The sequence below is a fragment of the Actinoplanes flavus genome, assembly GCF_017592555.1.
GTDB classification, from domain to species: Bacteria; Actinomycetota; Actinomycetes; order Mycobacteriales; family Micromonosporaceae; genus Actinoplanes; species Actinoplanes flavus.
This window is the reverse complement of the sequence record NZ_JAGFNS010000001.1, coordinates 412111-435060: the sequence shown is the minus strand read 5'-3', so window position 1 is coordinate 435060 and position 22950 is coordinate 412111. Positions and strand designations below refer to the sequence as shown.

The window sequence follows — 22950 nt, the reverse complement described above, 5'->3', positions numbered from 1 at the left end:
CCCCCCACCCCCCCCCCCCCCCCCCCCCCCCCCGCCCCCCGGGGGCGGCCGCCCCCCCCCCGCCCCCCCCCCCCCCGCCGGGCTGACGCGCTGCCTAGCGGCTTTCCAGCCCCAGATCCTCCACCCGCTCCGCCGTCGCGGCTCGGCGAATCCACTCGGTGAGCTGATCGAGGTCGGTGCAGCCGGTGATCGTGGTGCGAGCCTCATCGGAGATCTCGAGCCCCCGAGCCGCGAGGACGGTGAGGATCGCCGTGGCCTCGCCCTCGGCGAACTGCCGTCGGGCCCAGTCACTCTTGTACGGGTGATCCGTGGTGGTCATGAATTCCTCCAGGAGCTTGCGGGTCGCGGCCGGCAGCGCCGTGAGCATGAAGTCATGGTATAGAGCTGCGCGGTCGGCTTCGATGACGTCGAGAGCAGAGAACAGGGCCTTGAACAGAGGGGTGGGGTCGGCCTCGCCGGCATGGGCGAGGGTGGACAACACGGCCAGCTCAGGCATCTGCCGGGCGGTCGCGGGATCGGTGATGAGCGGGGTCTGCGCCGGGCCGAAGACCACCGGGGTGACCTGCGAGCCGGGCGGACCGAGACGGATGTCCCGCATGGCCCAGTCAGCCACCGATTGTTGGGGGCACAGCACGAGGAGAGCGACAGGACAGCCCAGGCGGGCGTAGAGGGTGGCGACATAGGCCGGCCAACTTCGCCGTTTCTGGGCGTCTGCCCGGCGTTGGACCTCGACCACCACCGCGAGAACGATGTCACCCGATCGGGTCAGGGTGATCACCGCGTCGGCGCGGTACTCGGTGGGGGCGACATCCGTCAGCTCGGCTGAGGAGAGGTGCGCCTCGTCGTACTCGGGGAGATCTCCGTGCAGCGGGCCATCGAGCAGCTCCGCGGCCAGGGAGGGCCGTCCCCGAAACATCTCGATGAGTATTTCGTGCAGGTGTGACGGCATGGGGCTTAGCGTACGGCTAGTAGCCTCATGACACTAGTCGCCAGTCACCCGGTCGAGTGACGTCAGTCGAAATCTCCGCCCCGGCCGCGTTTCACCTGGGCCCGGCGCTTCTTGTCGGCGATGCGCCGTTCGACCGAGCCCCGGGTCGGTTTGGTGGCGCGGCGCTGGCGGGGCGGGGGAGCGATGGCGGCGGCCACGACGGAGGCGAGCCGGGCCTCGGCGGCCTCGCGGTTGCGCAGCTGCGAGCGGTGTTCCGAGGCGGTGATGGTCAGCACGCCGGTGACCAGGCGGTTGCCCAGCCGTTCGACGGCCCGGTCGCGCAGCGTGGGGGAGAGCACGCCGGAGCCGGCCAGGTCCCAGGACAGTTCGACGCGGGAGTCGGTGGTGTTCACGCCCTGGCCGCCGGGGCCGCTGGAGCGGGAGAACCGCCAGCTCAGCTCGGCCTCCGGGATGACCAGTCCGGGCCGGATCGATACGTCAGCCATCTGGTCATTCTCCCCGGGACACGTCCTCGAACACGGCGCCCAGCATCGCACCCGCGGTGATCACGCGCCATCGAGATTGATGTCCGGCCGCGCCGGAACCGTCCGCGACAGGGCAAGATTGGTCGGGTGACGTCACCAACCGCACCGGTCGCCACGACCGGTTATCCGTGGCCCATCGAAACCACGCGGCTCGCGAACGGCCTGCGCGTCGTCGTCAGCGAGGACCGGACGGCGCCGGTCGTCTGCGTCAACCTCTGGTATGACGTCGGCTCCCGGCACGAACCGCCGGGCCAGACCGGGTTCGCGCACCTCTTCGAGCACCTGATGTTCGAGGGGTCGCAGCACGTTCGGAAGACCGAGCACATGAAGCTGGTGCAGGGCAACGGCGGCTCGCTGAACGCGACGACCAACCCGGACCGGACGAACTACTTCGAGACCATGCCCTCCGAGCACCTGGAGCTGGCGCTCTGGCTGGAGGCGGACCGGATGGGCGGCCTGGTTCCGGCGCTCACCCAGGAGACGCTGGACAACCAGCGCGAGGTGGTGAAGAACGAACGGCGCCAGCGGTACGAGAACGTGCCCTACGGCGACGCCTGGCTGCGCCTGTTGCCGCTGCTCTACCCGCCGGGCCATCCGTACCATCACGCCACGATCGGGTCGATGGAGGACCTGAACGCCGCGGACCTGGACACCTTCAAGGCGTTCCACCAGCAGTACTACGCGCCGAACAACGCGGTCCTCACGGTCGTCGGCGACGCCGGCGCGGCCGAGGTGTTCGCCCTGGCGGAGAAGTATTTCGGGGCGATCGCCGCGGTGCCGGACATCCCGCCGGCGCCGGACGGCACACTGCCCGGCCCGGCCCCCGAACCGGCCCGGGAGGAGGTGACGGCCGCGGTGCCGGCCCCGCGGATCTACCTCTCGCACCGGACCTATCCGTTCGGCACCAAGGGGTACGACGCGATGACCGTCCTCGCCACGGTGCTCGGCAACGGGCGGGGCAGCCGCCTCTACCAGCGCCTCGCCGACGGCGCCCGGATCGCCCAGCCGGACTACATCGGCGCGTACGGCGTCGACCTGGCACACGCCCCGGCCCCGCTGATCGTCACGGCCACCGCCAAGGACGGCGTCTCCCTGGAGACCCTGGAGGCGGGCCTGTCCGACGTGATGCGCAGCCTGATCGACGAGCCGGTCACCGACGACGAGCTGAACCGTGCCAAGGCGCTGCTCACCACCGCCTGGTGGCGGCAGGTGTCCACGGCCGGCGGCCGGGCCGACACCCTCGGCCGGTACGCCACCCAGTTCGGTGACCCGGCCGCGGCCGCCGAGCGCCTGGCGCAGTGGCTGGCCATCACCGCCGAGGACGTCACCGAGGCGGCGAAGGAAGTGCTGCGCCCCGAGTCCCGCGTCACCCTCACCTACCTTCCCGGGGAGCCGTCATGACCCTCGTCACGTCCCGCCCGGCCCCGGGCGCCGCCCGTCCGTACGCGTTCCCGGCCGTCCGCCGGATCTCCGCGCACGGCGGCACCGTGATCGCCGCCCATCTGCCGGGTCAGATCCTGGCCAGCGCCGTCCTGCTGCTGGACGCCGGAGCGGCCCGGGAGACCGCCGGCCGGGAGGGCACCGCCACGGTGCTCGCCAAGTCGCTGGAGGAGGGCACCCGCAAGCGGGACTCGGCGGCGTACGCCCTGGCGCTGGAGGGTCTGGGCGCGGAGCTCGCCCCGTCGGTGGACTGGGACGCCTTCCGGGTCGGCGTGTCGGCGCCCGGCCCGCTGCTGGCCGGCGCGGTCCGCCTGGCTGCCGAGGCCGCCCGGACCCCGAAGCTGGACCCGGCGGACGTGGCCCGGGTCCGCGACGACGAGGTGACCGCGCTGCGGATGGACTGGGCGCAGCCCGGCCCGCGGGCCGACGCGGCCCTGCGCGGCGACCTGTTCGGCGCCGACGGACGGTACAGCCGCCCGCTGCACGGCGACCCCACCTCGGTGGCCGCGGTGACGGTGGAGGACGTGCTGGCCTTCCACGAGGCGTGGCTGCTGCGGCCGGGCGTGCTGCTGGTCGCCGGTGACCTGGACGGGCTGGATCTGGACGCGCTCGCCGAGGCCGCCTTCGAGGGCACCTCGGGGGAGCCGCTGGAGCCGGCCGGGCCGCTCGGCGTGGTGCTGCCGGACCGGCGCCGCACGATTCTGGTGGACCGGCCCGGTTCGGTGCAGTCGACGCTGCGGCTGGGGCACCGGGCGCCGGAGCGGGCGACCCCCGACTACGTGCCGATGACGCTGGCCGCGACCGTGCTGGGCGGCGCCTTCACGTCCCGGCTGAACCACCTGATCCGCGAGGTGAAGGGCTACACGTACGGCATCCGCGGCTCGTACGCGATGACCCGCCGGTCCGGCCGTTTCGAGGTGGCCGCCGGGGTGCAGACCGCGGTGACCGCCCCGGCGATCCGGGACACCCTCGGCGAGATCGCGCGTACCGAGGCCGAGGGGGTGACCGAGGCGGAGCTGGAGGTGGCGCGTTCCTGGCGGGCCGGCCAGCTGTCGGTGGAGATGCAGACGCCGGGCGCGATCGCCGGCGCGCTGGCCTCCCTGGTGGTGCACGGCCTGCCCGACGACTACTACGAGACGCTGCGCCGGGAGTATTTGGAGGCGACCGTCGAGCGGGTGTCGCAGGCGGCCGCCGACCATCTGTCGACCGACCGGCTGACCCTGGTCGTCGAGGGCGACGGCGCGGTGATCCGGGACGAGCTGGCCGAGTTCGGCGACCTGGCCGACGCCGAGGTCTGACGCCGCGCCGGCCCGGGGCCCTACGGCCCCGGGCCGGTGTCGCCGGGGATGTGACGTGGAGCGCGTTGGCGACGGGCGGTGGCGGTGGACGGATAACGTCGCCGCCATGACGATCACCGACGCGCCGCCGGCGGTCCGCCCGGCCCGGCGCCGCCGCCGCATCGTTCTCACCGTCCTGCTCTGGTTGTCGCTGATCCCGGCGGCCGTCTGGCTGCTGGGGCGCACCTTCGGGTGGGAGGCCGGCTACTGGGTCATGCTCCTGGCGTTCACGCCGTACGTCGCCGTGTGGACGCTGATACCGCTCGCCGCGTCGCTGATCGCCCGCCGGTGGGCGGCCGCCGCGGTGGCGGCCCTGATCGCGTTCGGCTTCGCGGTGGCCGTGGTGCCGCGCGCCCTGCCGGACTCGGACCGGGGCCCGTCCAGCGGCGTCGAGATGCGGGTGATGACGACGAACCTGCTGTTCAGTGGCGCCGACCCGGAAGCGGTCGTGAAGCTGGTCCGGGACCAGCGGGTGGATGTGCTGGCCGTGCAGGAGTTCACCGAACGCGGGCAGAACGCGCTGCGGCTGGCGGGTCTCGAGGAGATCCTGCCGTACCGCCAGTTCGCCCCGGAGTGGGGCGCGAGCGGCTCCGGCCTCTACTCCCGCCATCCGTTCGCCGAGCAGGCCGCCAAACGCAACACCGGCGGCTTCCAGCAGGCCCACGCCGCCGTCCAGGTGCCGGGCGCCGGGACGGTCTACATCGAGTCGGTGCACCCGCTCGCCCCGTCGGACCGGGACCTGATCCCCGACTGGTCCACCGATCTGCGGGAGCAGGTGCCGGCCGAGGGCGGGCTGCCGAAGATCCTGATGGGCGACTTCAACGCGACGCTCGACCACCGGCGGCTGCGCGAGCTGATCGGCACCGGCTACCGGGACGCCGCCGACGCCGTCGGTGCGGGCCTGGTGGGCAGCTGGGGGCCGTACGACGGGGATCCGATCCCACCGGTCACCATCGACCACGTGCTGGTCGACGAGCGGATCGGGGTGAAGGACGTGAAAGTGTTCCCGGTGGCCGAGTCGGATCACCGAGCGGTGATCGCCTGGGTGACGGTGCCGGCCGCATGATCATCATCCGTCTGATCAGCCCGGCGGACGCCGAGGAGCTGGCCGTCCTGGTGCGGGCCAACCGGGAGCACCTGGCGCCCTGGGAGCCGGAGCGGCCGGAGGAGTTCTACACCACCGCGGGCCAGTGGCAGATCATCTCCGACACGCTGCGCCAGGGCAACGCGCTGCCGCACGCGATCGTCGAGGACGGCCGGATCGTCGGCCGGGTCAACCTCTCCAACGTCGTGCACGGCCCCTTCCAGTCGGCGAACCTCGGCTACTGGGTGGCCGCGGCGGTCGCCGGGCGCGGGGTGGCGGGCGCCGCCGTGGCCGCGGTCGCCGAGCAGGCGTTCACCACCTACGGCCTGCACCGGCTGGAGGCGGGCACACTGCTGCACAACGTCCGGTCGCAGCGGGTCCTGGAACGCAACGGCTTCCAGCGTTTCGGCATGGCCCCGCGCTACCTGCGGATCGCCGGCGACTGGCAGGACCACTACCTCTACCAGCTCCTCGCCGAAAACTGGCTCGCCGCGCGCGGCGGCGCCGCCTAACCTCGTGGGCATGATGCCGAGCTCGATCACGACCACGCCGGGATGTCCCGGCGTCCGATCGCGCTGAGCTGACAGCGACGACCACGGCCCCGGGCGACCTGCCCGGGGCTGTGTCGTTCCGGGGTCCGGAGTTTCTCGAGGAGACCCACGATGTCCGTAGACCACCGCCGGCTCGGCCGCGAGCTGGACCTGTTCGACTCCGACCCGCTGATCGGCGCGGGCCTGCCGTTCTGGCTGCCGGCCGGCGCGGCCGCCCGCCACGAGGTCGAGTCCTATCTGTACGAGCTGGAGCGCCGCGCCGGCTACCGGCACGTCTACTCCCCGGCGCTGGGCAGGCGCTGGATGTACGAGTTGTCCGGTCACTGGCACAACTTCGCCGACGGCATGTTCCCGCCGATGCGGGCCGGTGAGGACGAGCTGGTCCTGCGTCCCAGCCTCTGCCCGCATCACGCCCTGATCTTCCGGGCGCGCGGTCGCTCGTACCGGGAACTGCCGTTGCGGATCGCCGAGCTGGGACCGATGTACCGGGCGGAACGCTCGGGGGTCGTCGGCGGCCTGTCCCGGGTCCGGTCGATGCTGCTCAACGACGCGCACGTGTTCTGCGCCGAGGACCAGGCGAGCGCCGAGGTGGCCGGGGTGCTGCGGCTGATGCGCGAGGCGCACGCCGCGCTCGGCGTGGGCCCGGTCGCCTACCGGCTGTCGCTGCGCGGGCCCGGGAAGAAGTACGGCGGCGACGACGCGATGTGGGCGCGGGCCGAGGGGCTGCTGCGCGCCGCGCTTTCCGGGGAGCGGATCTCGTACGCCGAGGCGCCGGGCGAAGCGGCGTTCTACGGCCCGAAGATCGACGTTCAGGTGGTCGATCCGTCCGGCCGGGAGTGGACCCTCGCCACCGTCCAGGTCGACTACCACCAGCCGGAGCGGTTCGAGCTGGAGTACGCGGACGCGAGCGGCGGCCGGTCCCGTCCGGTGATGGTGCACCGCAGCCTGGCCGGGTCGATGGAGCGGCTGTTCGGGCACCTGATCGAGGTGCACGGCGGCGCGTTCCCGGTCTGGTACGCCCCGGTCCAGCTGGCGGTCCTGCCGGTCGGCGCCGACCAGGACGAGGCGGCCCGCGAGTTCGCCGCGCAGGCCGCCGCGCTGCGGGTGGAGGTGCTGCACGAGGGCTCGGTCGGCGCCCGGATCCGGGAGTGCCGGAGGGTCCCGTACCTCGCGGTGATCGGCGCCCGGGAGGCCGCGGACGGCAGCGTGGCGCTACGGCTGCGCGACGGCAGCCGGTTGGACCCGATGCCGGGGGCGGCCGCGATCGAACTGATCAGCGCGGCCGCCCGGGCACAGCGTCAGGCAGGAGAGGACGTTCGGGCCAAACCGTAGGTCAGGGAGTCCACCAGGGCTGTCCAGCTGGCCTCGACGATGTTCTCGTGGACCCCGACCGTGGTCCACTCGCGGTTGTGGTCGCTGGTCTCCAGCAGCACCCGGGTGATCGCGTTGGTGCCGTGGCTGCCCTCCAGGATCCGCACCTTGAAGTCGGAGAGCTCGAACGTCTTCAGCTGCGGGTAGTGGTTGCCGAGGGCGGTGCGCAGCGCTTCGTCCAGGGCGTTGACCGGGCCGTTGCCCTCGGCCGTGGCGATCACCCGTTCGCCGCGGACGCGGACCTTGACGGTGGCCTCGGAGATGACCGCGCCGTCCTCGCGGTGCTCGACCAGCACCCGGTACGACTCCAGGGCGAACGGCCTCGCCACGTCCACGCCGGGCAGCTCGTTGCGGACCAGCAGCTCGAAGGAGGCGTCGGCGGCCTCGAAGGACCAGCCCTCGGCTTCCAGGTCCTTGACCCGCTGCGTCACCTTCGACAGGGTGTCGGGGTGGCCGGCCAGGTCCAGTCCGAGCTCACGGCTCTTGAGCTCGATGCTGGCCCGGCCGGCCATCTCGGTTACCAGGATCCGCATGTCGTTGCCGACGACCGATGGGTCGATGTGGTTGTAGAGCAGCGGATCCACCTTGATCGCGCTCGCGTGCAGGCCCGCCTTGTGGGCGAACGCGGCGGCCCCGACATAGGCCTGGTGGGTGTCGGGGGCGATGTTGGCGATCTCGGCGAGCGCGGTGGAGACCCGCGTCGCCTTCTCCAGGCATCCGTCCGGTAGGACCTTCAGCCCGAGCTTGAGTTGCAGGTTGCTGACCGTGGCGAACAGGTCGGCGTTGCCGGGGCGCTCGCCGTACCCGTTGGCGGTGCACTGGAAGTGCCTGACCCCGGCCTCGACCGCGGCGACCGTGTTGGCGACCGCGCAGGCGGTGTCGTTCTGGCAGTGGATGCCGAGCCGGTCCGGGGTCACCCCGGTCCGCTCGACCACCTCGTTGATCGCCTTGGTGACCATCGACGGGAGCATGCCGCCGTTGGTGTCGCACATGACGACCCGCTCGGCGCCCGCCTCGATGGCCGCCTTCACCACGCTCGCGGTGTACTCCGGGTCGTACCGGAAGCCGTCGAAGAAGTGCTCACAGTCCACGAAGGCGCGGCGGCCGTTGGCGACCAGGTGCCGGACGGTGTCCCGGACCATGTCCAGGTTCTCGTCGCCGGTGGTGCGCAGCGCCCGTTCGACGTGCCGGATGTCGGACTTCGCGACCACGCAGACCACCGGGGTCCCGGCGTCCAGCAGCGCCTTGACCTGGGGATCGTCGGCCACGTCCACGCCGGCCTTGCGGGTGGCGCCGAACGCGACGAGCACCGCGTGCCGTAGCTCCAGCTCGGTTTTCGCCCGTTCGAAGAATTCGGTGTCCTTGGGCATGGCGCCGGGCCAGCCGCCCTCGATGAAGCCCACTCCGAACTCGTCCAGCAGGCGCGCGACGGCGAGCTTGTCGGCGACCGTGTAGCTGATTCCCTCGCGCTGCCCACCGTCGCGCAGCGTCGTGTCGAACACCTGGTACTCCATCAGGGGATGTCCTTTCGGTCGGTCACCCACAGCAACAACAAAAAGACCCCCCGCGGATGCGGGAGGTCTGCGCGTCGGCGAGAGGTCAGCCGGCGCGCCAGGTGCGAATAATCAGCACGGAGTGGGTCACGGGTGGAAGCATGCCACGGCCTACCGCAGCCGATGCCGGAAATCCAATAGCTGAGACGCAACGTACCGGCAAGAGTGACGAAATCGACCGGTGAGGCGATCGGCGCCGCCGGATAGGTTGGGGGCGTGGTGGCCGAAGAGTACTCACGAAACCTGACCTTCTCCGGGGCGTTCAACTTCCGCGACGTGGGCGGTTACGCCGGTCTCGACGGGCGCCGGGTGCGCTGGCGGCGGCTGTTCCGGGCCGACGCGCTGCACAGCCTGGACGAGGAGGACGCCGAGACCTTCGCTTCCCTCGGGGTCCGGACCGTGATCGACCTGCGGCGCCCGTCCGAGGTGGAGAAGTTCGGCCGGGTCGCCGAGTCGCACCGCGTCGACTACCGCAACCTGGTCCTCCGGCACGTGGACTGGGACGAGATCGAGCAGCCCGAGGAGTCGGTGCGCGCGCGCTGGCTGGCCGACCGCTACCTCAACTTCGCGGAGGACGGCCGGGAGGGCATCGCCGGGTCGCTGCGCCTGATCGCCGACGCGGAGGCCGCACCGGTGGTGGTGCACTGCATGGCCGGCAAGGACCGGACCGGCACGGTGTGCGCTCTGACCCTGTCGCTGCTCGGGGTGTCCGACGAGGACATCGCCGCCGACTACGCGCTGACCACCGAGGCGATGCGCCGGCTGACCGCGTCCATCCTGCGGGTCAGCCCGGAGTCGGTCCAGGGGAAGGACCACATGTTCGACTCCCCGGCCGAGGCCATGCACCTGTTCCTCGACGACCTCCGTGAGCTGCACGGATCGGTCGAGTCCTACGCCAAGGAGATCGGTCTCACCGACGACGAGCTGGCGGCCCTGCGCTCCCACCTGCTCACCCGTTAGGGTACTTACCACGTGTCATGGGACTACCCGTCGCCGGGCAACTGGCGGTACGCTCACCGTCAGGTCCGGCCTGGTGGCTACTACCCGATTTGTGGCAGCCAGGCCGGGCCCCAGCCGCGGCCCACGTGGAGTGCGTCCCCAGTGACGGGCCGGCTGGAGGCGGTCTCCGACACGGCCGCCGGCTCGGCTCGGGTGGTTCAGCGCGGAGCCACCCGAGCCGGGTCCTCCCCGATCAGCGCTGGTTGAAAGGGGCGACGGCCTCGCGGTTCTGAGCAGCGGCCTCCGGCCCGAGCAGGGCCTCGCAGACACGGATCAACCGGCTGCGCAGGCCGGCCGCCCGGCGGGCCAGCTCCCGCTGGCGAGCCACATACTCCGCCTTGCCCTCCGCGGTCTCTATCTTGACCGGGGGATGGCCGTAGGACGTCAGATCGTACGGACTCGCCTGCATGTCCAGCAGCCGGATCTCGCCGGCCAGGGCGAAGCAGTCCAGGGCCAGCGCGCCCGGGACGGCGGGCCCGAGTTTCTGTGCCCACTTGTGCACGTCCATCGCGGCGTGCAGGCAGCCGGGCTGGTCCAGGTCGACCTGCGTGGCGCGGGTGGGCTGCAACCGGTTGAGCCCGACCGCCTCGGGCGTGAAGAACCGGAACGCGTCGAAGTGGGTGCAGCGGATGGTGTGCTGCTCGACCACCTGGTCGGTGCCCTCCTGGCCGAGGCGCAGCGGCAGCTCGTGGCGGTGCTCCGTGTCGCGGTAGACCATGGCCCACTCGTGCAGGCCGAAGCAGCCGGAGAAGACCGGGCGGGACGCGGTCGCGGTGAGCAGGCCGTGGATGTAGCGGACGCTCTCGGCGCGGGCGTGCATGAACGCGTCCTGGTCGAGGGTGACGACCCCGTCCTCGTACGTCAGGTAGAACTTCCAGCCGGCGTGCTCGGCCAGGCCGTCGGGGGCCGGGGACAGGCCGGTGCCGACTCCGGGATGCCAGCGGCGCAGCAGCGACGGGCGGGTCCCGTAGTAGTCGTACAGGAAGTCCTCGATGGCGTGCTTGTCGCCCGTCGCGCGACGGGCACGGTGGCCCGCGGTCATCTGGTCGGCGCGCTCGGAGTGCGCCCGGGCGAGGGGAATCCAGGTGACCGAGGGCAGCGTGGTGGTGAGTGCCCTCACCTGCTTGATCCCCATCGCACCAATGTATCTAGCCAAGGCGATCAACACGATCACCGTTTGGCGCGAATGAGTTCCGCCACGAGAAGTGGCACTAAAGACGTACGCTGATGTGTAGTACATGTACTACGAGTTTGATAGTGTGCTCGACATGACGGGATCGGTATTGGCCGCGGGCGCCGTGGCCGACACGCCGGGGGCGGAGCCGGTCATCGAGGTCCGCGATCTCCGCATGTCCTACGGCGACAAGGAAGTGCTGGCCGGCGTCGACTTCACGGCGTCCGCCGGCGAGGTGCTCGTCCTGCTCGGGCCCAACGGCGCGGGCAAGACGACCACGATCGAGATCCTGGAGGGTTTCCGCCGGCGGTCCGGTGGCCGGGTGCGCGTGCTCGGCGCCGACCCGGAGCAGGGGGCGGAGCAGTGGCGGGCCCGGCTCGGTGTGGTGCTCCAATCCTGGCGGGACCACAGCAAGTGGAAGGTCCGGGAGCTGCTGCACCATCTCGGCGGCTACTACACGGAGTTCTCGACGGCCGACCGGCCGCGCCCCTGGCCGGTCGACGAGCTGCTCGAGGTGGTGGGGCTGACCGGGTCGGCGGGCACCCGGATCGCCCGGTTGTCCGGCGGTCAGCGGCGCCGCCTCGACGTCGCGATCGGCATCGTCGGGCGCCCCGAGCTGCTCTTCCTCGACGAGCCGACGGTCGGCTTCGACCCGGAGGCGCGGCGCGAGTTCCACGATCTGGTGCACCGGCTGACCGACGTGGACGAGACCACCATCATGTTGACCACGCACGACCTCGACGAGGCGGAGAAGCTGGCCGACCGCATCCTGATCCTGGCCGAGGGGCGGATCGTCGCGGACGGCTCGGCCGACGAGCTGTCCCGGCAGGTGGCCGGCGAGACGGAGATCCGCTGGACGCGGGAGGGGCAGCGGTTCGTGCACTCGGCGGCGGACGCGACCGGTTTCGTGCGGGAGCTGTTCCGCCAGCACGGCGACGCGATCGGTGACCTGGAGGTGCGGCCGAGCAGCCTCGAGGAGACGTATATGAAGTTGGTCCGGGACGCCGAGGGGGGCGCGCGATGATGCGGGTGGTGGGGCTGGGCCTGCGGCGCGGCCTGATCGAGTTGCGGCAGAGCATGAGCAGCGGGACCGACCTGTTCGGGTATTTCCTGCCCGCCTTCTTCCTGGTGATCGCGCTCATCTGGATGCGCGACAGCACCATTCCCGGCACCACGTTCGGGCTGGGCGCGCACAGCCTGGTCGGTTCGGTCGCCATGCTCATCGTGATCAGCGGATTCATGACGATGATGCAGTACCTCACGATGGACCGGGAGGACGGCACACTGCTGCGGGCCAAGGCCACACCGAACGGGATGACCGGCTACCTGATCGGCAAGATCGTGCTGGTCGCCGGGGTGGCCGTGGTCAGCTGCCTGTTCGTCGTGGTGCCCGGGCTCTTCCTGGTGGACGGCCTGACCGTGGGCGCCGACGGGGTGCTGGTCCTGCTCTGGCTGGTGCCGCTGGCGTTCCTGGCGACCATGCCGCTGGGCGCGGTGCTCGGTGCGCTCTTCGAGAATCCGCGTCAGGCGTCGCTGATGATGCTGCCGATCATCGGTCTCACCGTGGTCTCCGGCATCTTCTACCCGGTCACGGCGCTGGCCGGTTGGGTGCAGGGCGTCGCGCAGGTGTTCCCGGTCTACTGGCTAGGGTTGGGCCTGCGATCGGCCTTCCTGCCGGATGCCCTGGCGGCCGCGGAGATCGGCGGCTCCTGGCGCCACCCGCAGACGGCCGGGGTGCTGGTGGCGTGGTCGGTGGCCGGGCTGGTGCTGGCGCCGGGCATTCTGCGCCGGATGGCCCGCCGTGAGTCCGGTTCCGCGGTGGCGGCGCGGCGCGAGCGGGCGATGACCCGGATGACCGTCTGAGGGAGCCATGGGCAGCGAGGTCACGTTCAACCGGATCGCCATGCTGCGCGCCGAGCGCGGCATCACGCGGCGGCAGCTCGCCGACGCTCTCGGGGTGCACTATCAGACGGTGGGCTACCTGGAGCGCGGCGAGTTCAGTCCCAGCCTCCACCTGGCCCTGCGGATCTGCACCTACTTCGAGGTGCCGGTGGAGGTGGTGTTCTCCCTGGAGCCGTTCCCGCGGCTCGGTGCGGAAACCCGATCGGCATAGGTTGTAGGGGAATGCCCGGCCCTCACACCCGGCCGGGCGCCAGCACCGCTACAGATGGGATTACCCGTGCGTTTCGCCCGCTTTGTTCATGCCGGTGGAGTGTCGTTCGGTGTCGTCGAGGGCGACGGCTCCTCGGGCCTCACGGTCGCCGAGATCGACAGCCTGCCCTTCAACGAGGTGCGCTTCACCGGGCAGCGGTGGGCCCTGGCCGACGTCCGGCTGCTCGCCCCGATCTTCTCCAGCAAGGTGATCGGAATCGGCCGCAACTACGCCGACCACGCCAAGGAGATGGGCAACGAGGTGCCCACGGAGCCGCTGATCTTCATCAAGCCGTCCACCTCGGTGATCGGCCCCGGCGACGCCATCCGCATCCCCTCGGTGACCAGCCAGGTCGAGGAGGAGGCCGAGCTGGCCGTGGTGATCGGGGCCGCCGGCGCCCGCCGGGTCGACCGGGCCGGCGCCGAGAAGGCGATCTTCGGCTACACGTGCGGCAACGACGTGACCGCCCGTGACCTGCAGCGCAGCGACCCGCAGTGGACCCGGGCCAAGGGCTTCGACTCGTTCTGCCCGATCGGCCCGTGGATCGTCACCGGGCTGGACGTCAGCGACGTCGAGGTGCGCTGCGAGGTCGGCCAGGACCCGCAGAACCTGGAGGTCCGCCAGATCGGGCGTACGAAGGACATGGTCTTCGACATCCCGGCCCTGATCTCCTACGTGTCGCACGTCATGACGCTGCTGCCCGGCGACATCATCCTCACCGGCACGCCGGCCGGGGTCAGCCGGATCGTGCCGGGGGACACCGTCTCGGTCAGCGTCCAGGGCATCGGCGAGCTGCGGAACCCGGTCGTGTCACTCGACTGACCGCTCGATCCCGTCCAGCAGCAGGGCCAGGCCGTAGTCGAACGCGGCCTGGTCCTCGAAGCCGCCCGCGTTCCACAGCGCGGTCATCGCCGGGTACGCCGCCACGTCGAACCACTTCTCCCAGAACTCGCCGCGCTCCGACCACCACGACTCGGTGGACTGCCCGCTGACCCGGCTGAGCCGTGCGTCCTCACCGGCCTCCCGGGCGAACGCGTAGACGTACGCCGTCACCGTGATCGCCGCCCGGTTGATCTCCGCGACCGGCAGGCCCAGGCCGCTCAGCGTGGCGATCATGTATTCCCGCTCGGCCATCGTGCCCGGCCCCAGCGGCGGCCGGACCAGCGACACCTCGGTCAGCCAGGGGTGCGCCACGAACATCTCCCGGGTCCGCGCCGCGAACACCGCCACCCGCTCCCGCCAGCCCTCCGTGGTCGCGCCGAGCCGCCGGGTCAGCAGCACCTGGTCGACCATCAGATCGACCAGGACCGAGCGGGACGGCACGTACGTGTAAAGCGTCATGGTCGCCACCCGCAGATCGGCCGCCACCCGCGCCATCGAGGCCGCCTCCAGGCCGTCCGCGTCCGCTATCCGGATGGCCGAGGCCACCACCGCGTCGACGCTGAGCCGCGGCGGGCGCCCGGCGGCCTTCTTCGCGGGCAGATTTCCGCGCCACAGCAGGGGGTAGTTCTCCATGATTCCGTATACCCTACGGGAAAGAAGTTTCCGTAGGGGGTACGAGAATGAAGATCCTTGTCACCGGCGCCACCGGAAACGTGGGCCGGATGGTCGTCGACGAGTTGCTGGCCCGGGGCGCGGACGACGTCCGGGCGCTCACCGTCGACCCGGAGCGAGCCGCGCTGCCGCCCGGCGTCGAGGTGGTGCGCGGCTCCTTCCGCCGGCCGGCGACGGTCGCCACCGCCCTGACCGGCGCCGACGTGGTGTATCTCGCGCCCGATCCGGCCACCGTCTTCGAGGTGTGCCGGATGGCCGCGGAGGCCGGGGTGCGCCGGATCGTCGACATGGCCGGCGCGAAGGGCGACCACTGGCAGTCGGTCGAGGACGGCGTGGAGGCCAGCGGCGTGCCCTTCACCCATCTGGAGCCGGGCGAGTTCATGGCCAACGCCACCATCTGGGCCGCGCAGATCCGGGCCGGTGACGAGGTGCGCGACGCCTATCCCGGCGCGGTCAACGCGCCCGTCGCCCAGGAGGACATCGCCGCGGTCGCCGCCGAGGTGATCCTCGGCGACGGTCACGAGGGCCACTCCTATGAGCTGACCGGTCCCCAGGCGCTCAGCCGTCCGGAGAAGGTCGCCGCCCTGGCCGAGGGGCTCGGCCGGGACCTCAGCTATGTCGAGCTGACCGGCGAGGCGGCGGTCGCCCAGTTCGAGCTGGCCATGGGGGAGTACGGGCGGTGGTACCTGGACGGGCTCGCCCAGCTCACGGCACATCCCCAGCAGGCGGTGTCGACGGTCGCCGATCTCCTCGGCCGTCCCGCGACCACCTACGCGCGGTGGGCCCGGCATCACGCTGATCTATTCGGGTGACCCGATTTGGCGGGCCGGAGGGGCTCGGGTAAAGTTCTCTCCGGCGCGGCAAGCCGGGCCAAATGGGGTATGGGGTAATTGGCAGCCCGGCTGATTCTGGTTCAGCTAGTCTAGGTTCGAGTCCTGGTACCCCAGCGCGGCCCTCCTCCGGGAGGGCAGTGCTGGAAGCAGTGAAACAGCACGTTCTGGTCCCGTCGTCTAGCGGCCTAGGACGCCGCCCTCTCAAGGCGGTAGCGAGGGTTCGAATCCCTTCGGGACTACATCGGAAACGGCCCGCATCTCCGGATGCGGGCCGTTTCGCTTTCCCGGCCCCATTCCCGGTACGACCAGAGCCCACCCACCCGCACCAGCCCGGCCGGCTCCCAGGGCTGTTTCGGAGGGGCTGAGTCAGCCCGGGGAGCCGGCCGTGAAGATCCAGCTGGTTGTCACGCGTGTCTCGAGACAGCCCTGGGAGCCAGCCGGGGAGATCCAGCCGGGTTGTCAGGGCTGGAGCGCGCCTTGAGGTAGTGCGGGAGCCGGCCGGAGGGAGTCGGGGCGGGGCTCTGAGGTGGGTGGATATCCGATTTCGGCTGCGGGCCGCGGGCTGATAGAGTTCAGCGCGCCGCCGGGGAAAGCCGGAGGCGAATATGGGGTCCCGTCGTCTAGCGGCCTAGGACGCCGCCCTCTCAAGGCGGTAGCGAGGGTTCGAATCCCTTCGGGACTACAGCGAGAGCGGCCCGCACCGATCAAGGTGCGGGCCGCTCTGCTTTGTGGAGAGTGGCCGGGCTCAGACCGTGGTGGGCACTCCGGGTGTGAGCCAGGTCAGGGTGCCGGGCGGGAAGGCGGCCTCCACACCGGCGCGCCCCTCATGGAAGTGCGACCAGCCCTCGTAGTGGACCGGCACGACCTTCCGCGGCCGCAGGGACTCGACGAGGCCGGCCGCGTCCCGGCCGTTCATGGTGTAGCTGATCGGGCCGGTGAGCCCGAACCGGACGTCGCCGAGGTGCAGGATCGCGGTGTCGACGGTGAACCGGGCCGCCACCTGCCGGACCCCGCCGAACAGCACGGTGTCCCCGGAGATCCAGATCACCGATGAGCTGCCGGGCGGCCGTAGGGCGAACCCGACGGCCTCGCCGACGAGGGGCCGGCTCAGCGGCGGGCCGTGCCGGGCCGGGGTGGCGGTGACCTCGATCTCACCGACCCGGGCGGTCCGCCACGGCGCCAGCCCGGTGGCGTTGCCGCCGAGCCGGCGGGCCCCGCTCACCGTGGTCAGCACCACCGGCACGGACGGCAGCAGCGCCCGGCCCGCGACGTCCAGATTGTCCCCGTGGTGGTCGTGGGTGAGCAGCACCGCGTCGATCGGCCCGAGTTCACCGGCGGCCACCGCCGGGCCGGCCGTCTTGACCGAGGACGTGCCGAGGCCGAACGAGTACCGCCGGCCCGGTTCGTCGAAGGTCGGGTCGGTGAGCAGCCGCACCCCGGCCAGCTCGATCAGGGTGGTGGGGCCGCCGATGTGGGTGATCCGCAGGTCGTTCACCGGGCGTGCCGCAGGGCCCAGTCCAGAACCTCGTCCGCGATCTGCTCCCAGCCCTTCTGGGCAGGCAGCAGGTGGGCGTAGCCCTCGTACTCGCGGATCTCGGTCACCGTGCTGGACCTGTAGTGCTTGTGGTTCGACCGCTGCACCTCGGGCGGCATGATGTGGTCCTCGGAGCCGGAGACGAAGAGCAGCGGCGCCCGCTCGTCGTTGTGGTAGTCGACCCAGGTGTCCTGGTGGCCGGGCTGGAAGTTGGCGAGCACGCTGCCCCACAGGATGCCCCCGTTGGCCGGGATCGCGTACCGCTCGTAGAGGGCCCTCGACTCCTCCTCGGTGAACGTGTTGGTGAACGCGTACGTCCACTGCTCCAGCGTCAGCGGCACCGCCCGGTGCCGGTTCGCCGGGCTCTTCAACACCGGGAAGGTGGACTTCACCTGGGACAGCGGCACCACCCGCACGCCCTCGGTGGGCGCCGAGTTCATCGCCACGCCGGCCGCGCCGTACCCGTGGTCCAGCAGGATCTGGGTGAACGCGCCGCCGGCCGAGTGACCGATGATGATCGGCGGCTCGGGCAGCGCCCGGATCTGCTCCTCCAGGTGCGCGACGATCCGCGGCACGGTGACGTCGAGGATCGGGGTGGGGTCGGCGTTGAGGGCTTCCACCTCGACCTCGAAGCCGGGGTAGGCGGGCGCGATCACCTGATGGCCCTTGGCCTCGTAGTGGGCGACCCAGTTCTCCCAGCTGCGCGGCGTGACCCAGAATCCGTGTACCAGAACGATCGGCTTCATGTCCTACGATCCTGGTGGGAACGCGCCCACCGGCGAATCCCGTGGAACTCGTAGTCAGTCGTGCAACACGCCGCGCAACCGCCGCCGCGAGGTGACGCCGAGCTTCCGGAACACCTTCCGCAGGTGGTAGTCGACCGTGCTGGGACTCAGGTAGAGGGGGGCGCGGCGATCTCCGCGTTCGTCGCCCCGGCGCCGGCCAGGCGGGCCACGGCGGCCTCCTGCGGGGTCAGGGCCGTTTCGCTCTCCCTCGGTACGGGTGAGCGCACGCTCTCCCCGGTCGCCCCCAGTTCGGCCCGGGCGCGCCCGGCGAACACCGTGGCCCCGACCTCCTCGAACATCTCCAGCGCCGTGGCGAGCTGGTCCCGGGCGTCACGCCGGCGCCGGCGCCGCCGCAGCCACTCGCCGTAGAGCAGCCGGGCCCGGGCCAGGTCGCCGTACGCCGGTGTGGCGGCGAGCCGCTCGACGGCGGCGCGGTAGTGCTCCTCGGCCTCCCCGGGCGCGGCCAGCAGGGCCCGGGACCGGTCGAGCAGCCCCAGGGCCCGGGGTGTGCCGCTGTTGCCGGCGGCCGACGTCAGGTCGGCGCAGGCCTGTTCGGCCGTCGCGCGGTCACCGGACCGGAGGGCGGCCTCGACGAGATCGGGTAGGGCCCAGGCGTACCGGCGAGGGCGGCCCGGGTCGGCGATGCCCAGCAGGAGCTCACGGGCGGCCGGATAGGCGCCGCCGGCGATCTCCAGACCGGCCACGGCGAGGCGGGTGACCGCGTGCATGCCGCCCATGTGCAGCATCTCGAAGACCCGCAGCGCCTGCGGAACCGTCTCCCGGAAGCCGTCCGGGGCACGCCAGGCCACCAGTTCGGGATGCCGCCACACCTGCTCCTGCTCGGCGGTGATGCCGATCGACCGGCGCAGCCGCTGCCCGGCGGCGTCGTGCCGGTCGGCGTGCCGCAGCCGGCCCAGCGCCGCGTCGGTCATCGCGCCGACGAAGTGGACCAGGTCCAGCGTGTGCAGGGCGCCGGTACGCCGGGCGGCGGCCTCGGCCCGGTCCAGCAGCACCAGCTTGGTGTCGTCGTCCCAGAGCAGGTTGCAGTAGTTGATCCCGACGACGAACCGGCGGCGCAGCGTCTCGTCCGGGAGGGCCGGGTCGGCGATCGCGGCGACGGCCCGCCGCAGCAGGGGTACGCAGGAGGCGTACCCGTCCTGGATGAACGACGCGTAGGCGGCCAGCAGGAGCCCGTCCAGCCCGTCCGGATCGGTGGCGGCGAGCCGGGCGGCCTCGGCCGCGACCGTGGTCTCGCTCACCGACGACAGGTGTTCCGCGCCGATGGCGTGGTCGACGGCCTGCACCGCGGCCCGCCGGGCCCGGCCGTGGTCGGCGCCGAACGCGCCGGCCGCCTCCAGGCAGAGCGCGGTGGCGTCCCGCAACGCGGTGGGCGCGCCGGTGTTGACCGTGGCGAGGGCCCGGGTGAGCAGCGCCGATCCGCGGGCCGCCCCGGACAGGTGATCGTCGTCGGCGGTCTCCAGAAGCAGCAGGGCCCGGGCCGGCGCGCCGGCCGCCATCGCGGCGGCGGCCGCCTCCACCCGGCGTCCGGTGCGGACGGTCTCGTCCGGGGTCAGCTCGGCCGCCCGGCTCAGGAAGGTGGCCCGGGCGGCGTGCCCGCCACGGGCGCCGGCCCGGTCGGCACGGCGCTCCAGCTCGGCGGCGACCGTCTCGTCCGGCGCGGCGGTGGCGGCGGCCAGATGCCAGGCCCGGCGGTCGGCGTCACCGGTGATGGCGGCGGCCAGGGCGGCGTGCGCGGCGCGGCGGCTCGGGGCCGGGGCGTCGCCGTAGACCGCCGAGCGGACCAGGGGATGCCGGAACACCACCGGCGGCGTGCCGGACACCAGCCGGTCCGACTCGGCGGGCGCGGCGTCCTCGGGCCGTACCGCCAGGAGCCCGGCGGCGGCCAGCAGATGCTCGTGGCGGGCGCCCGCACCGGCCGCCGCGAGCACCAGCCAGGTCCGGGCGGCCTCCGGGTAGCCGCTGACCCGCGCCGAGTAGTGCGCCTCCAGGCGGCTGCCGATCGGCACCGGGTCGGGCAGCGGGGACGCGCCGCGCAGCTGCTCGGCGGTGAGTTCCCGGCCCAGGTCGGTGAGGGCCAGCGGGTTGCCGCCGGTGCTCTCCGCGATGTGCTCGGCCAGGCCCAGGTCCAGGTCGCCGGTGACCACGTCGGAGAGCAGCGCCACGGCGTCGCCGCTGGCCAGGCCGGTGATCTCCAGCACCGCCACGCCGGCGAGCGGCCCCGGATCCTCGGCGGCCACCCGCTGGCCGAACAGCAGGACGACGCCCTCGGCGTGCAGGCGGCGGGCCACGAAGGCGAGGGCGCGGGCCGAGTCCGGGTCGAGCCAGTGCACGTCGTCGACGACGCAGAGCCGGGGCGCGGCGGCCAGCAGGGTGAGCGTCGCGAGGCTGACCAGGTAGAGGTCGGGGGTGGGGCCGTCGGTGAGGCCGCAGGCCACCTCGAGGGCGGCGCGCTGGGCGGGCGGGAGGTGGCCGCGTTCCGGCAGGAGCGGGATGAGCAGGCGGTGCAGCCCGGCGTACGGCAGCCCGGCCTCCGCCTCGACGCCGCTGATGACGAGGACCGCGGCGCTGCCGGCCGGTGCGCCGGTCGCCGTGCTCAGCGCGTACCGAAGCAAGGCGGTCTTGCCCGCGCCGGCCTCGCCGCGCAGCACCAGGGCCGCGCTGTGCCCGGATCGCGCCCCGGAGAGCAGTCCGTCCAGGACCGCGCACTCGGCGTCGCGCCCGAAGAGCCGATCGCCCTGCCCGAAGAGCCGCACGGCGGCAGCCTATCCACACATCGCGATCTTCCGCCGGAGGCGAGGCCGGGGACTCTCGCCGGAGGCGAGGCGGGAAAACGAAGCCGCCCCGCTCGAAGGCGGGGCGGACGGGGCGGAGGGGTGAGAGAAGGGGGAATCAGAGGCCGGACAGGCGCTGGCCGGCGCGGACGACGGCCATCGCGTGGCGCTCACCGGGGCGGCGGCCCAGTCGCTCGATCGGACCGCTTATCGAGATGGACGCGATCACCCGGCCGGTCCGGTCGCGGATCGGCGCGGAGACGCTCGCCACACCCGGCTCACGCTCGGCGACGCTCTGTGCCCAGCCGCGGCGGCGCACCTCGGCCAGGGTGCGGCCGGTGAACTTGCAGCGCGGCAGGAGCGGCATCACCGCCTCCGGCGGCTCCCACGCGAGCAGGATCTGGGCGGCCGAACCGGCGACCATCGGCAGCACCGAGCCGACCGGCACGGTGTCGCGCAGACCACTGGCGCGCTCGGCGGCGGCCACACAGATGCGCTCATCGGCCCGCCGCAGGTAGAGCTGAGCGCTCTCGCCGGTCGCGTCCCGCAGTGCGGACAGCAGGGGCTCGGCGGCGGTCAGCAGAACGTCCGGTGCGGCATTGGCCAACTCGCCCAATCTCGGTCCTGGACGCCATCTTCCTTGAGTGTCCCGGACCAGCATCCGATGAATCTCCAGAGCCTGGGCCAGGCGATGTGCGGTCGCCCGCGGCAGCTTGGTGCGCTCGACGAGTTCGGCCAGGCTGGCGCCGTCGACACACGCGGCGAGGATGACTACCGCCTTGTCGAGAACGCCTACACCGCTCATACTGTGTCCCACAAGCCGAAACATACATTCCAGAATTTAGGATGTCCAGATGGTGGGAGTCACTCCCCAGAGCGGGAAACCCAGGACCCTGGCCGAGAAGGTCTGGGATGACCACGTGGTGCGCACGGCCGAGGGCGAGCCCGACCTGCTCTTCATCGACCTGCACCTGCTGCACGAGGTCACCAGCCCGCAAGCCTTCGACGGTCTGCGGATGGCCGGCCGGCCGGTTCGCCGGACCGACCTCACGCTCGCGACGGAGGACCACAACACCCCGACCGGGTATGCGGATCCCGCGTTCAACACCAAGCGCGGTGAGCTGTTCACGATCGCCGACACCACCTCGCGCACGCAGATCGAGACGCTGCGGAAGAACTGCGCCGAGTTCGGTGTCGAGATCCGGCCGCTGGGCGACGTGAACCAGGGCATCGTGCACGTGATCGGCCCGCAGCTGGGTCTCACCCAGCCCGGCATGACGATCGTCTGCGGCGACTCGCACACCGCCACCCACGGCGCGTTCGGCGCGCTGGCCTTCGGCATCGGCACCAGCGAGGTCGAGCACGTCCTCGCCACCCAGACGCTGCCGCAGGCCAAGCCGCGGACGATGGCCGTCACCGTGGTCGGCGAGCTGGGCCCGGGCGTCTCCGCGAAGGACCTGATCCTCGCCCTGATCACGCAGACCGGCACCGGCGGCGGCAACGGCCACATCGTGGAGTACCGCGGCGAGGCCATCCGCAAGCTCTCCATGGAGGGCCGGATGACGATCTGCAACATGTCGATCGAGTGGGGCGCCAAGGCCGGCATGATCGCGCCGGACGAGACCACGTTCGCGTACCTGAAGGGCCGCGCGCACGCCCCGCAGGGCGAGCAGTGGGACGCCGCGGTCGAGTACTGGAAGACCCTCGTCACCGATCCGGACGCCGAGTACGACACCGAGATCATCCTGGACGCCTCGCAGATCAGCCCGTTCATCACCTGGGGCACCAACCCGGGCCAGGGCGCGGCGCTGAACGGCGTGGTGCCGAGCCCGGAGGACTTCCTCGACGACGTCGAGCGCACCGCCGCCGAGCGCGCGCTGGCGTACATGGACCTCACCCCGGGCACCCCGTTCCGCGAGGTCCCGGTCGACGTGGTCTTCGTCGGCTCGTGCACCAACGGCCGGCTCGAGGACCTGCGCGCCGCCGCCGACGTGATCCGCGGCCGCAAGGTGGCCGACGGCGTCCGCATGATGATCGTGCCCGGCTCGTACCAGGTGCGTGAACAGGCCGAGGCCGAGGGCCTGGACAAGGTCTTCACCGAGGCGGGCGCCGAGTGGCGGTTCGCCGGCTGTTCCATGTGCCTGGGCATGAACCCGGACACGCTCAGCCCCGGCCAGCGCGCCGCGTCCACCTCCAACCGCAACTTCGAGGGCCGGCAGGGCAAGGGCGGGCGTACCCACCTGGTCTCGCCGCAGGTCGCCGCCGCCACCGCCGTGGTCGGCCGGCTGGCCGCCCCCGCCGACCTCTGACCAGCCGGG

Annotated in this window: 22 protein-coding genes and 3 tRNA genes; 15 read left to right on the top strand and 10 right to left on the bottom strand. The window is 72.1% G+C overall.

What is annotated here, in order from left to right; translation table 11 throughout:
* Window positions 1-94: 94 nt before the first annotated feature.
* Window positions 95-949 carry a hypothetical protein gene (locus tag J5X75_RS02030; protein ID WP_208465434.1) on the bottom strand — a complete coding sequence of 285 codons (855 nt, stop codon included), beginning with the start codon at window positions 947-949 and terminating at the stop codon, window positions 95-97.
* A gap of 62 nt (window positions 950-1011) precedes the next feature.
* A complete protein-coding gene (arfB, locus tag J5X75_RS02025) occupies window positions 1012-1434 on the bottom strand; it encodes an alternative ribosome rescue aminoacyl-tRNA hydrolase ArfB (RefSeq protein WP_208465433.1) in 423 nt (140 codons plus the stop codon).
* Window positions 1435-1560: 126 nt separating this feature from the next.
* Between arfB and J5X75_RS02020 the strand changes: the two genes are divergently transcribed.
* The 5 genes from J5X75_RS02020 (at window position 1561) to thrS (ending at window position 7217) form a co-directional block, all read left to right on the top strand.
* Window positions 1561-2874, top strand: a complete 1314-nt coding sequence (locus J5X75_RS02020; RefSeq protein ID WP_208465432.1) for a M16 family metallopeptidase — start codon at window positions 1561-1563, stop codon at window positions 2872-2874.
* A complete protein-coding gene (locus tag J5X75_RS02015; RefSeq protein ID WP_208465431.1) occupies window positions 2871-4211 on the top strand; it encodes a M16 family metallopeptidase in 1341 nt (446 codons plus the stop codon). Before J5X75_RS02020 ends, J5X75_RS02015 begins: the two co-directional genes overlap by 4 nt.
* Before the next feature lie 106 nt (window positions 4212-4317).
* Window positions 4318-5316 (top strand): endonuclease/exonuclease/phosphatase family protein, encoded by a 999-nt coding sequence (locus J5X75_RS02010; RefSeq protein ID WP_208465430.1) that lies wholly within the window; start codon window positions 4318-4320, stop codon window positions 5314-5316.
* Complete coding sequence (locus tag J5X75_RS02005; protein WP_208465428.1) at window positions 5313-5846, top strand: GNAT family N-acetyltransferase; 534 nt, start codon at window positions 5313-5315, stop codon at window positions 5844-5846. The genes J5X75_RS02010 and J5X75_RS02005 overlap by 4 nt, the downstream gene beginning before the upstream one ends.
* A 150-nt stretch (window positions 5847-5996) precedes the next feature.
* On the top strand, window positions 5997-7217 hold the full coding sequence (gene thrS, locus J5X75_RS02000) for a threonine--tRNA ligase (RefSeq protein ID WP_208465427.1): 1221 nt from the start codon (window positions 5997-5999) through the stop codon (window positions 7215-7217).
* Here thrS and cimA read toward each other — a convergent pair.
* The gene (gene cimA / locus J5X75_RS01995; protein WP_208465426.1) at window positions 7184-8770 is read right to left on the bottom strand and encodes a citramalate synthase; all 1587 of its coding nucleotides are present in this window, start codon (window positions 8768-8770) and stop codon (window positions 7184-7186) included. The two genes, thrS and cimA, sit on opposite strands and share 34 nt — an antisense overlap.
* Before the next feature lie 255 nt (window positions 8771-9025).
* Here cimA and J5X75_RS01990 point away from each other — a divergent pair, with 255 nt between their 5' ends.
* A complete protein-coding gene (locus J5X75_RS01990; protein ID WP_208465425.1) occupies window positions 9026-9769 on the top strand; it encodes a tyrosine-protein phosphatase in 744 nt (247 codons plus the stop codon).
* A gap of 232 nt (window positions 9770-10001) precedes the next feature.
* Here J5X75_RS01990 and J5X75_RS01985 read toward each other — a convergent pair whose 3' ends face one another.
* Entirely contained in the window at window positions 10002-10943 is a 942-nt protein-coding gene (locus J5X75_RS01985; protein ID WP_208465424.1) for a 3-methyladenine DNA glycosylase, read from the bottom strand.
* A 133-nt stretch (window positions 10944-11076) separates the two neighbouring features.
* Here J5X75_RS01985 and J5X75_RS01980 point away from each other — a divergent pair, with 133 nt between their 5' ends.
* From J5X75_RS01980 to J5X75_RS01965, 4 genes are all read left to right on the top strand, one after another.
* Window positions 11077-12006 carry an ABC transporter ATP-binding protein gene (locus J5X75_RS01980; protein ID WP_208465423.1) on the top strand — a complete coding sequence of 310 codons (930 nt, stop codon included), beginning with the start codon at window positions 11077-11079 and terminating at the stop codon, window positions 12004-12006.
* The gene (locus J5X75_RS01975; protein WP_208465421.1) at window positions 12003-12845 is read left to right on the top strand and encodes an ABC transporter permease; all 843 of its coding nucleotides are present in this window, start codon (window positions 12003-12005) and stop codon (window positions 12843-12845) included. The genes J5X75_RS01980 and J5X75_RS01975 overlap by 4 nt, the downstream gene beginning before the upstream one ends.
* A 7-nt stretch (window positions 12846-12852) precedes the next feature.
* Entirely contained in the window at window positions 12853-13095 is a 243-nt protein-coding gene (locus J5X75_RS01970) for a helix-turn-helix transcriptional regulator (RefSeq protein WP_208465420.1), read from the top strand.
* Window positions 13096-13161: 66 nt separating this feature from the next.
* Window positions 13162-13956 (top strand): fumarylacetoacetate hydrolase family protein, encoded by a 795-nt coding sequence (locus tag J5X75_RS01965; RefSeq protein ID WP_208465419.1) that lies wholly within the window; start codon window positions 13162-13164, stop codon window positions 13954-13956.
* On the opposite strand, the gene J5X75_RS01960 is transcribed toward J5X75_RS01965, so the two are convergent.
* Window positions 13945-14649, bottom strand: a complete 705-nt coding sequence (locus J5X75_RS01960; RefSeq protein ID WP_208465418.1) for a TetR/AcrR family transcriptional regulator — start codon at window positions 14647-14649, stop codon at window positions 13945-13947. The two genes, J5X75_RS01965 and J5X75_RS01960, sit on opposite strands and share 12 nt — an antisense overlap.
* Window positions 14650-14696: 47 nt before the next feature.
* On the opposite strand from J5X75_RS01960, the gene J5X75_RS01955 reads away from it, so the two are divergent.
* The 4 genes from J5X75_RS01955 to J5X75_RS01940 all read left to right on the top strand — a co-directional run bounded on the left by J5X75_RS01955 (window position 14697) and on the right by J5X75_RS01940 (window position 16203).
* Complete coding sequence (locus J5X75_RS01955) at window positions 14697-15500, top strand: SDR family oxidoreductase (RefSeq protein WP_208465417.1); 804 nt, start codon at window positions 14697-14699, stop codon at window positions 15498-15500.
* Window positions 15501-15563: 63 nt separating this feature from the next.
* Window positions 15564-15635: transfer RNA gene (locus J5X75_RS01950), tRNA-Gln, on the top strand.
* Between the two features lie 52 nt (window positions 15636-15687).
* Window positions 15688-15760, top strand: a tRNA-Glu gene (locus J5X75_RS01945).
* A 370-nt stretch (window positions 15761-16130) separates the two neighbouring features.
* A tRNA-Glu gene (locus J5X75_RS01940) sits at window positions 16131-16203 on the top strand.
* 63 nt (window positions 16204-16266) lie between these two features.
* Here the strand turns inward: J5X75_RS01940 and J5X75_RS01935 are convergent.
* The 5 genes from J5X75_RS01935 to J5X75_RS01920 all read right to left on the bottom strand — a co-directional run bounded on the left by J5X75_RS01935 (window position 16267) and on the right by J5X75_RS01920 (window position 21437).
* The gene (locus J5X75_RS01935) at window positions 16267-17016 is read right to left on the bottom strand and encodes an MBL fold metallo-hydrolase (protein WP_208465416.1); all 750 of its coding nucleotides are present in this window, start codon (window positions 17014-17016) and stop codon (window positions 16267-16269) included.
* Window positions 17013-17801, bottom strand: a complete 789-nt coding sequence (locus tag J5X75_RS01930; protein ID WP_208465415.1) for an alpha/beta hydrolase — start codon at window positions 17799-17801, stop codon at window positions 17013-17015. The genes J5X75_RS01935 and J5X75_RS01930 overlap by 4 nt, the downstream gene beginning before the upstream one ends.
* 54 nt (window positions 17802-17855) lie before the next feature.
* The gene (locus J5X75_RS43860) at window positions 17856-17924 is read right to left on the bottom strand and encodes a hypothetical protein (RefSeq protein WP_238487232.1); all 69 of its coding nucleotides are present in this window, start codon (window positions 17922-17924) and stop codon (window positions 17856-17858) included.
* A 23-nt stretch (window positions 17925-17947) separates the two neighbouring features.
* Window positions 17948-20614, bottom strand: a complete 2667-nt coding sequence (locus J5X75_RS01925; RefSeq protein ID WP_307797888.1) for an AAA family ATPase — start codon at window positions 20612-20614, stop codon at window positions 17948-17950.
* Window positions 20615-20750: 136 nt separating this feature from the next.
* Window positions 20751-21437, bottom strand: a complete 687-nt coding sequence (locus tag J5X75_RS01920; RefSeq protein ID WP_014447202.1) for an IclR family transcriptional regulator — start codon at window positions 21435-21437, stop codon at window positions 20751-20753.
* Between the two features lie 49 nt (window positions 21438-21486).
* Here J5X75_RS01920 and leuC point away from each other — a divergent pair, with 49 nt between their 5' ends.
* Window positions 21487-22941 carry a 3-isopropylmalate dehydratase large subunit gene (gene leuC, locus J5X75_RS01915; RefSeq protein ID WP_208465414.1) on the top strand — a complete coding sequence of 485 codons (1455 nt, stop codon included), beginning with the start codon at window positions 21487-21489 and terminating at the stop codon, window positions 22939-22941.
* Window positions 22942-22950: the final 9 nt, after the last annotated feature.

Excerpts from the sequence above, each read along its gene's own strand:
- J5X75_RS01930 (WP_208465415.1), bottom strand. The coding sequence starts at position 17,801 with ATGAAGCCGATCGTTCTGGTACACGGATTCTGGGTCACGCCGCGCAGC.
- J5X75_RS01970 (WP_208465420.1), top strand. The coding sequence starts at position 12,853 with ATGGGCAGCGAGGTCACGTTCAACCGGATCGCCATGCTGCGCGCCGAG.
- J5X75_RS02010 (WP_208465430.1), top strand. The coding sequence starts at position 4,318 with ATGACGATCACCGACGCGCCGCCGGCGGTCCGCCCGGCCCGGCGCCGC.
- thrS (WP_208465427.1), top strand. The coding sequence starts at position 5,997 with ATGTCCGTAGACCACCGCCGGCTCGGCCGCGAGCTGGACCTGTTCGAC.
- J5X75_RS01980 (WP_208465423.1), top strand. The coding sequence starts at position 11,077 with ATGACGGGATCGGTATTGGCCGCGGGCGCCGTGGCCGACACGCCGGGG.
- J5X75_RS01955 (WP_208465417.1), top strand. The coding sequence starts at position 14,697 with ATGAAGATCCTTGTCACCGGCGCCACCGGAAACGTGGGCCGGATGGTC.
- leuC (WP_208465414.1), top strand. The coding sequence starts at position 21,487 with ATGGTGGGAGTCACTCCCCAGAGCGGGAAACCCAGGACCCTGGCCGAG.
- J5X75_RS01920 (WP_014447202.1), bottom strand. The coding sequence starts at position 21,437 with ATGAGCGGTGTAGGCGTTCTCGACAAGGCGGTAGTCATCCTCGCCGCG.
- J5X75_RS02030 (WP_208465434.1), bottom strand. The coding sequence starts at position 949 with ATGCCGTCACACCTGCACGAAATACTCATCGAGATGTTTCGGGGACGG.
- cimA (WP_208465426.1), bottom strand. The coding sequence starts at position 8,770 with ATGGAGTACCAGGTGTTCGACACGACGCTGCGCGACGGTGGGCAGCGC.
- J5X75_RS01975 (WP_208465421.1), top strand. The coding sequence starts at position 12,003 with ATGATGCGGGTGGTGGGGCTGGGCCTGCGGCGCGGCCTGATCGAGTTG.
- J5X75_RS01960 (WP_208465418.1), bottom strand. The coding sequence starts at position 14,649 with ATGGAGAACTACCCCCTGCTGTGGCGCGGAAATCTGCCCGCGAAGAAG.
- J5X75_RS02015 (WP_208465431.1), top strand. The coding sequence starts at position 2,871 with ATGACCCTCGTCACGTCCCGCCCGGCCCCGGGCGCCGCCCGTCCGTAC.
- J5X75_RS01985 (WP_208465424.1), bottom strand. The coding sequence starts at position 10,943 with ATGGGGATCAAGCAGGTGAGGGCACTCACCACCACGCTGCCCTCGGTC.
- arfB (WP_208465433.1), bottom strand. The coding sequence starts at position 1,434 with ATGGCTGACGTATCGATCCGGCCCGGACTGGTCATCCCGGAGGCCGAG.
- J5X75_RS02005 (WP_208465428.1), top strand. The coding sequence starts at position 5,313 with ATGATCATCATCCGTCTGATCAGCCCGGCGGACGCCGAGGAGCTGGCC.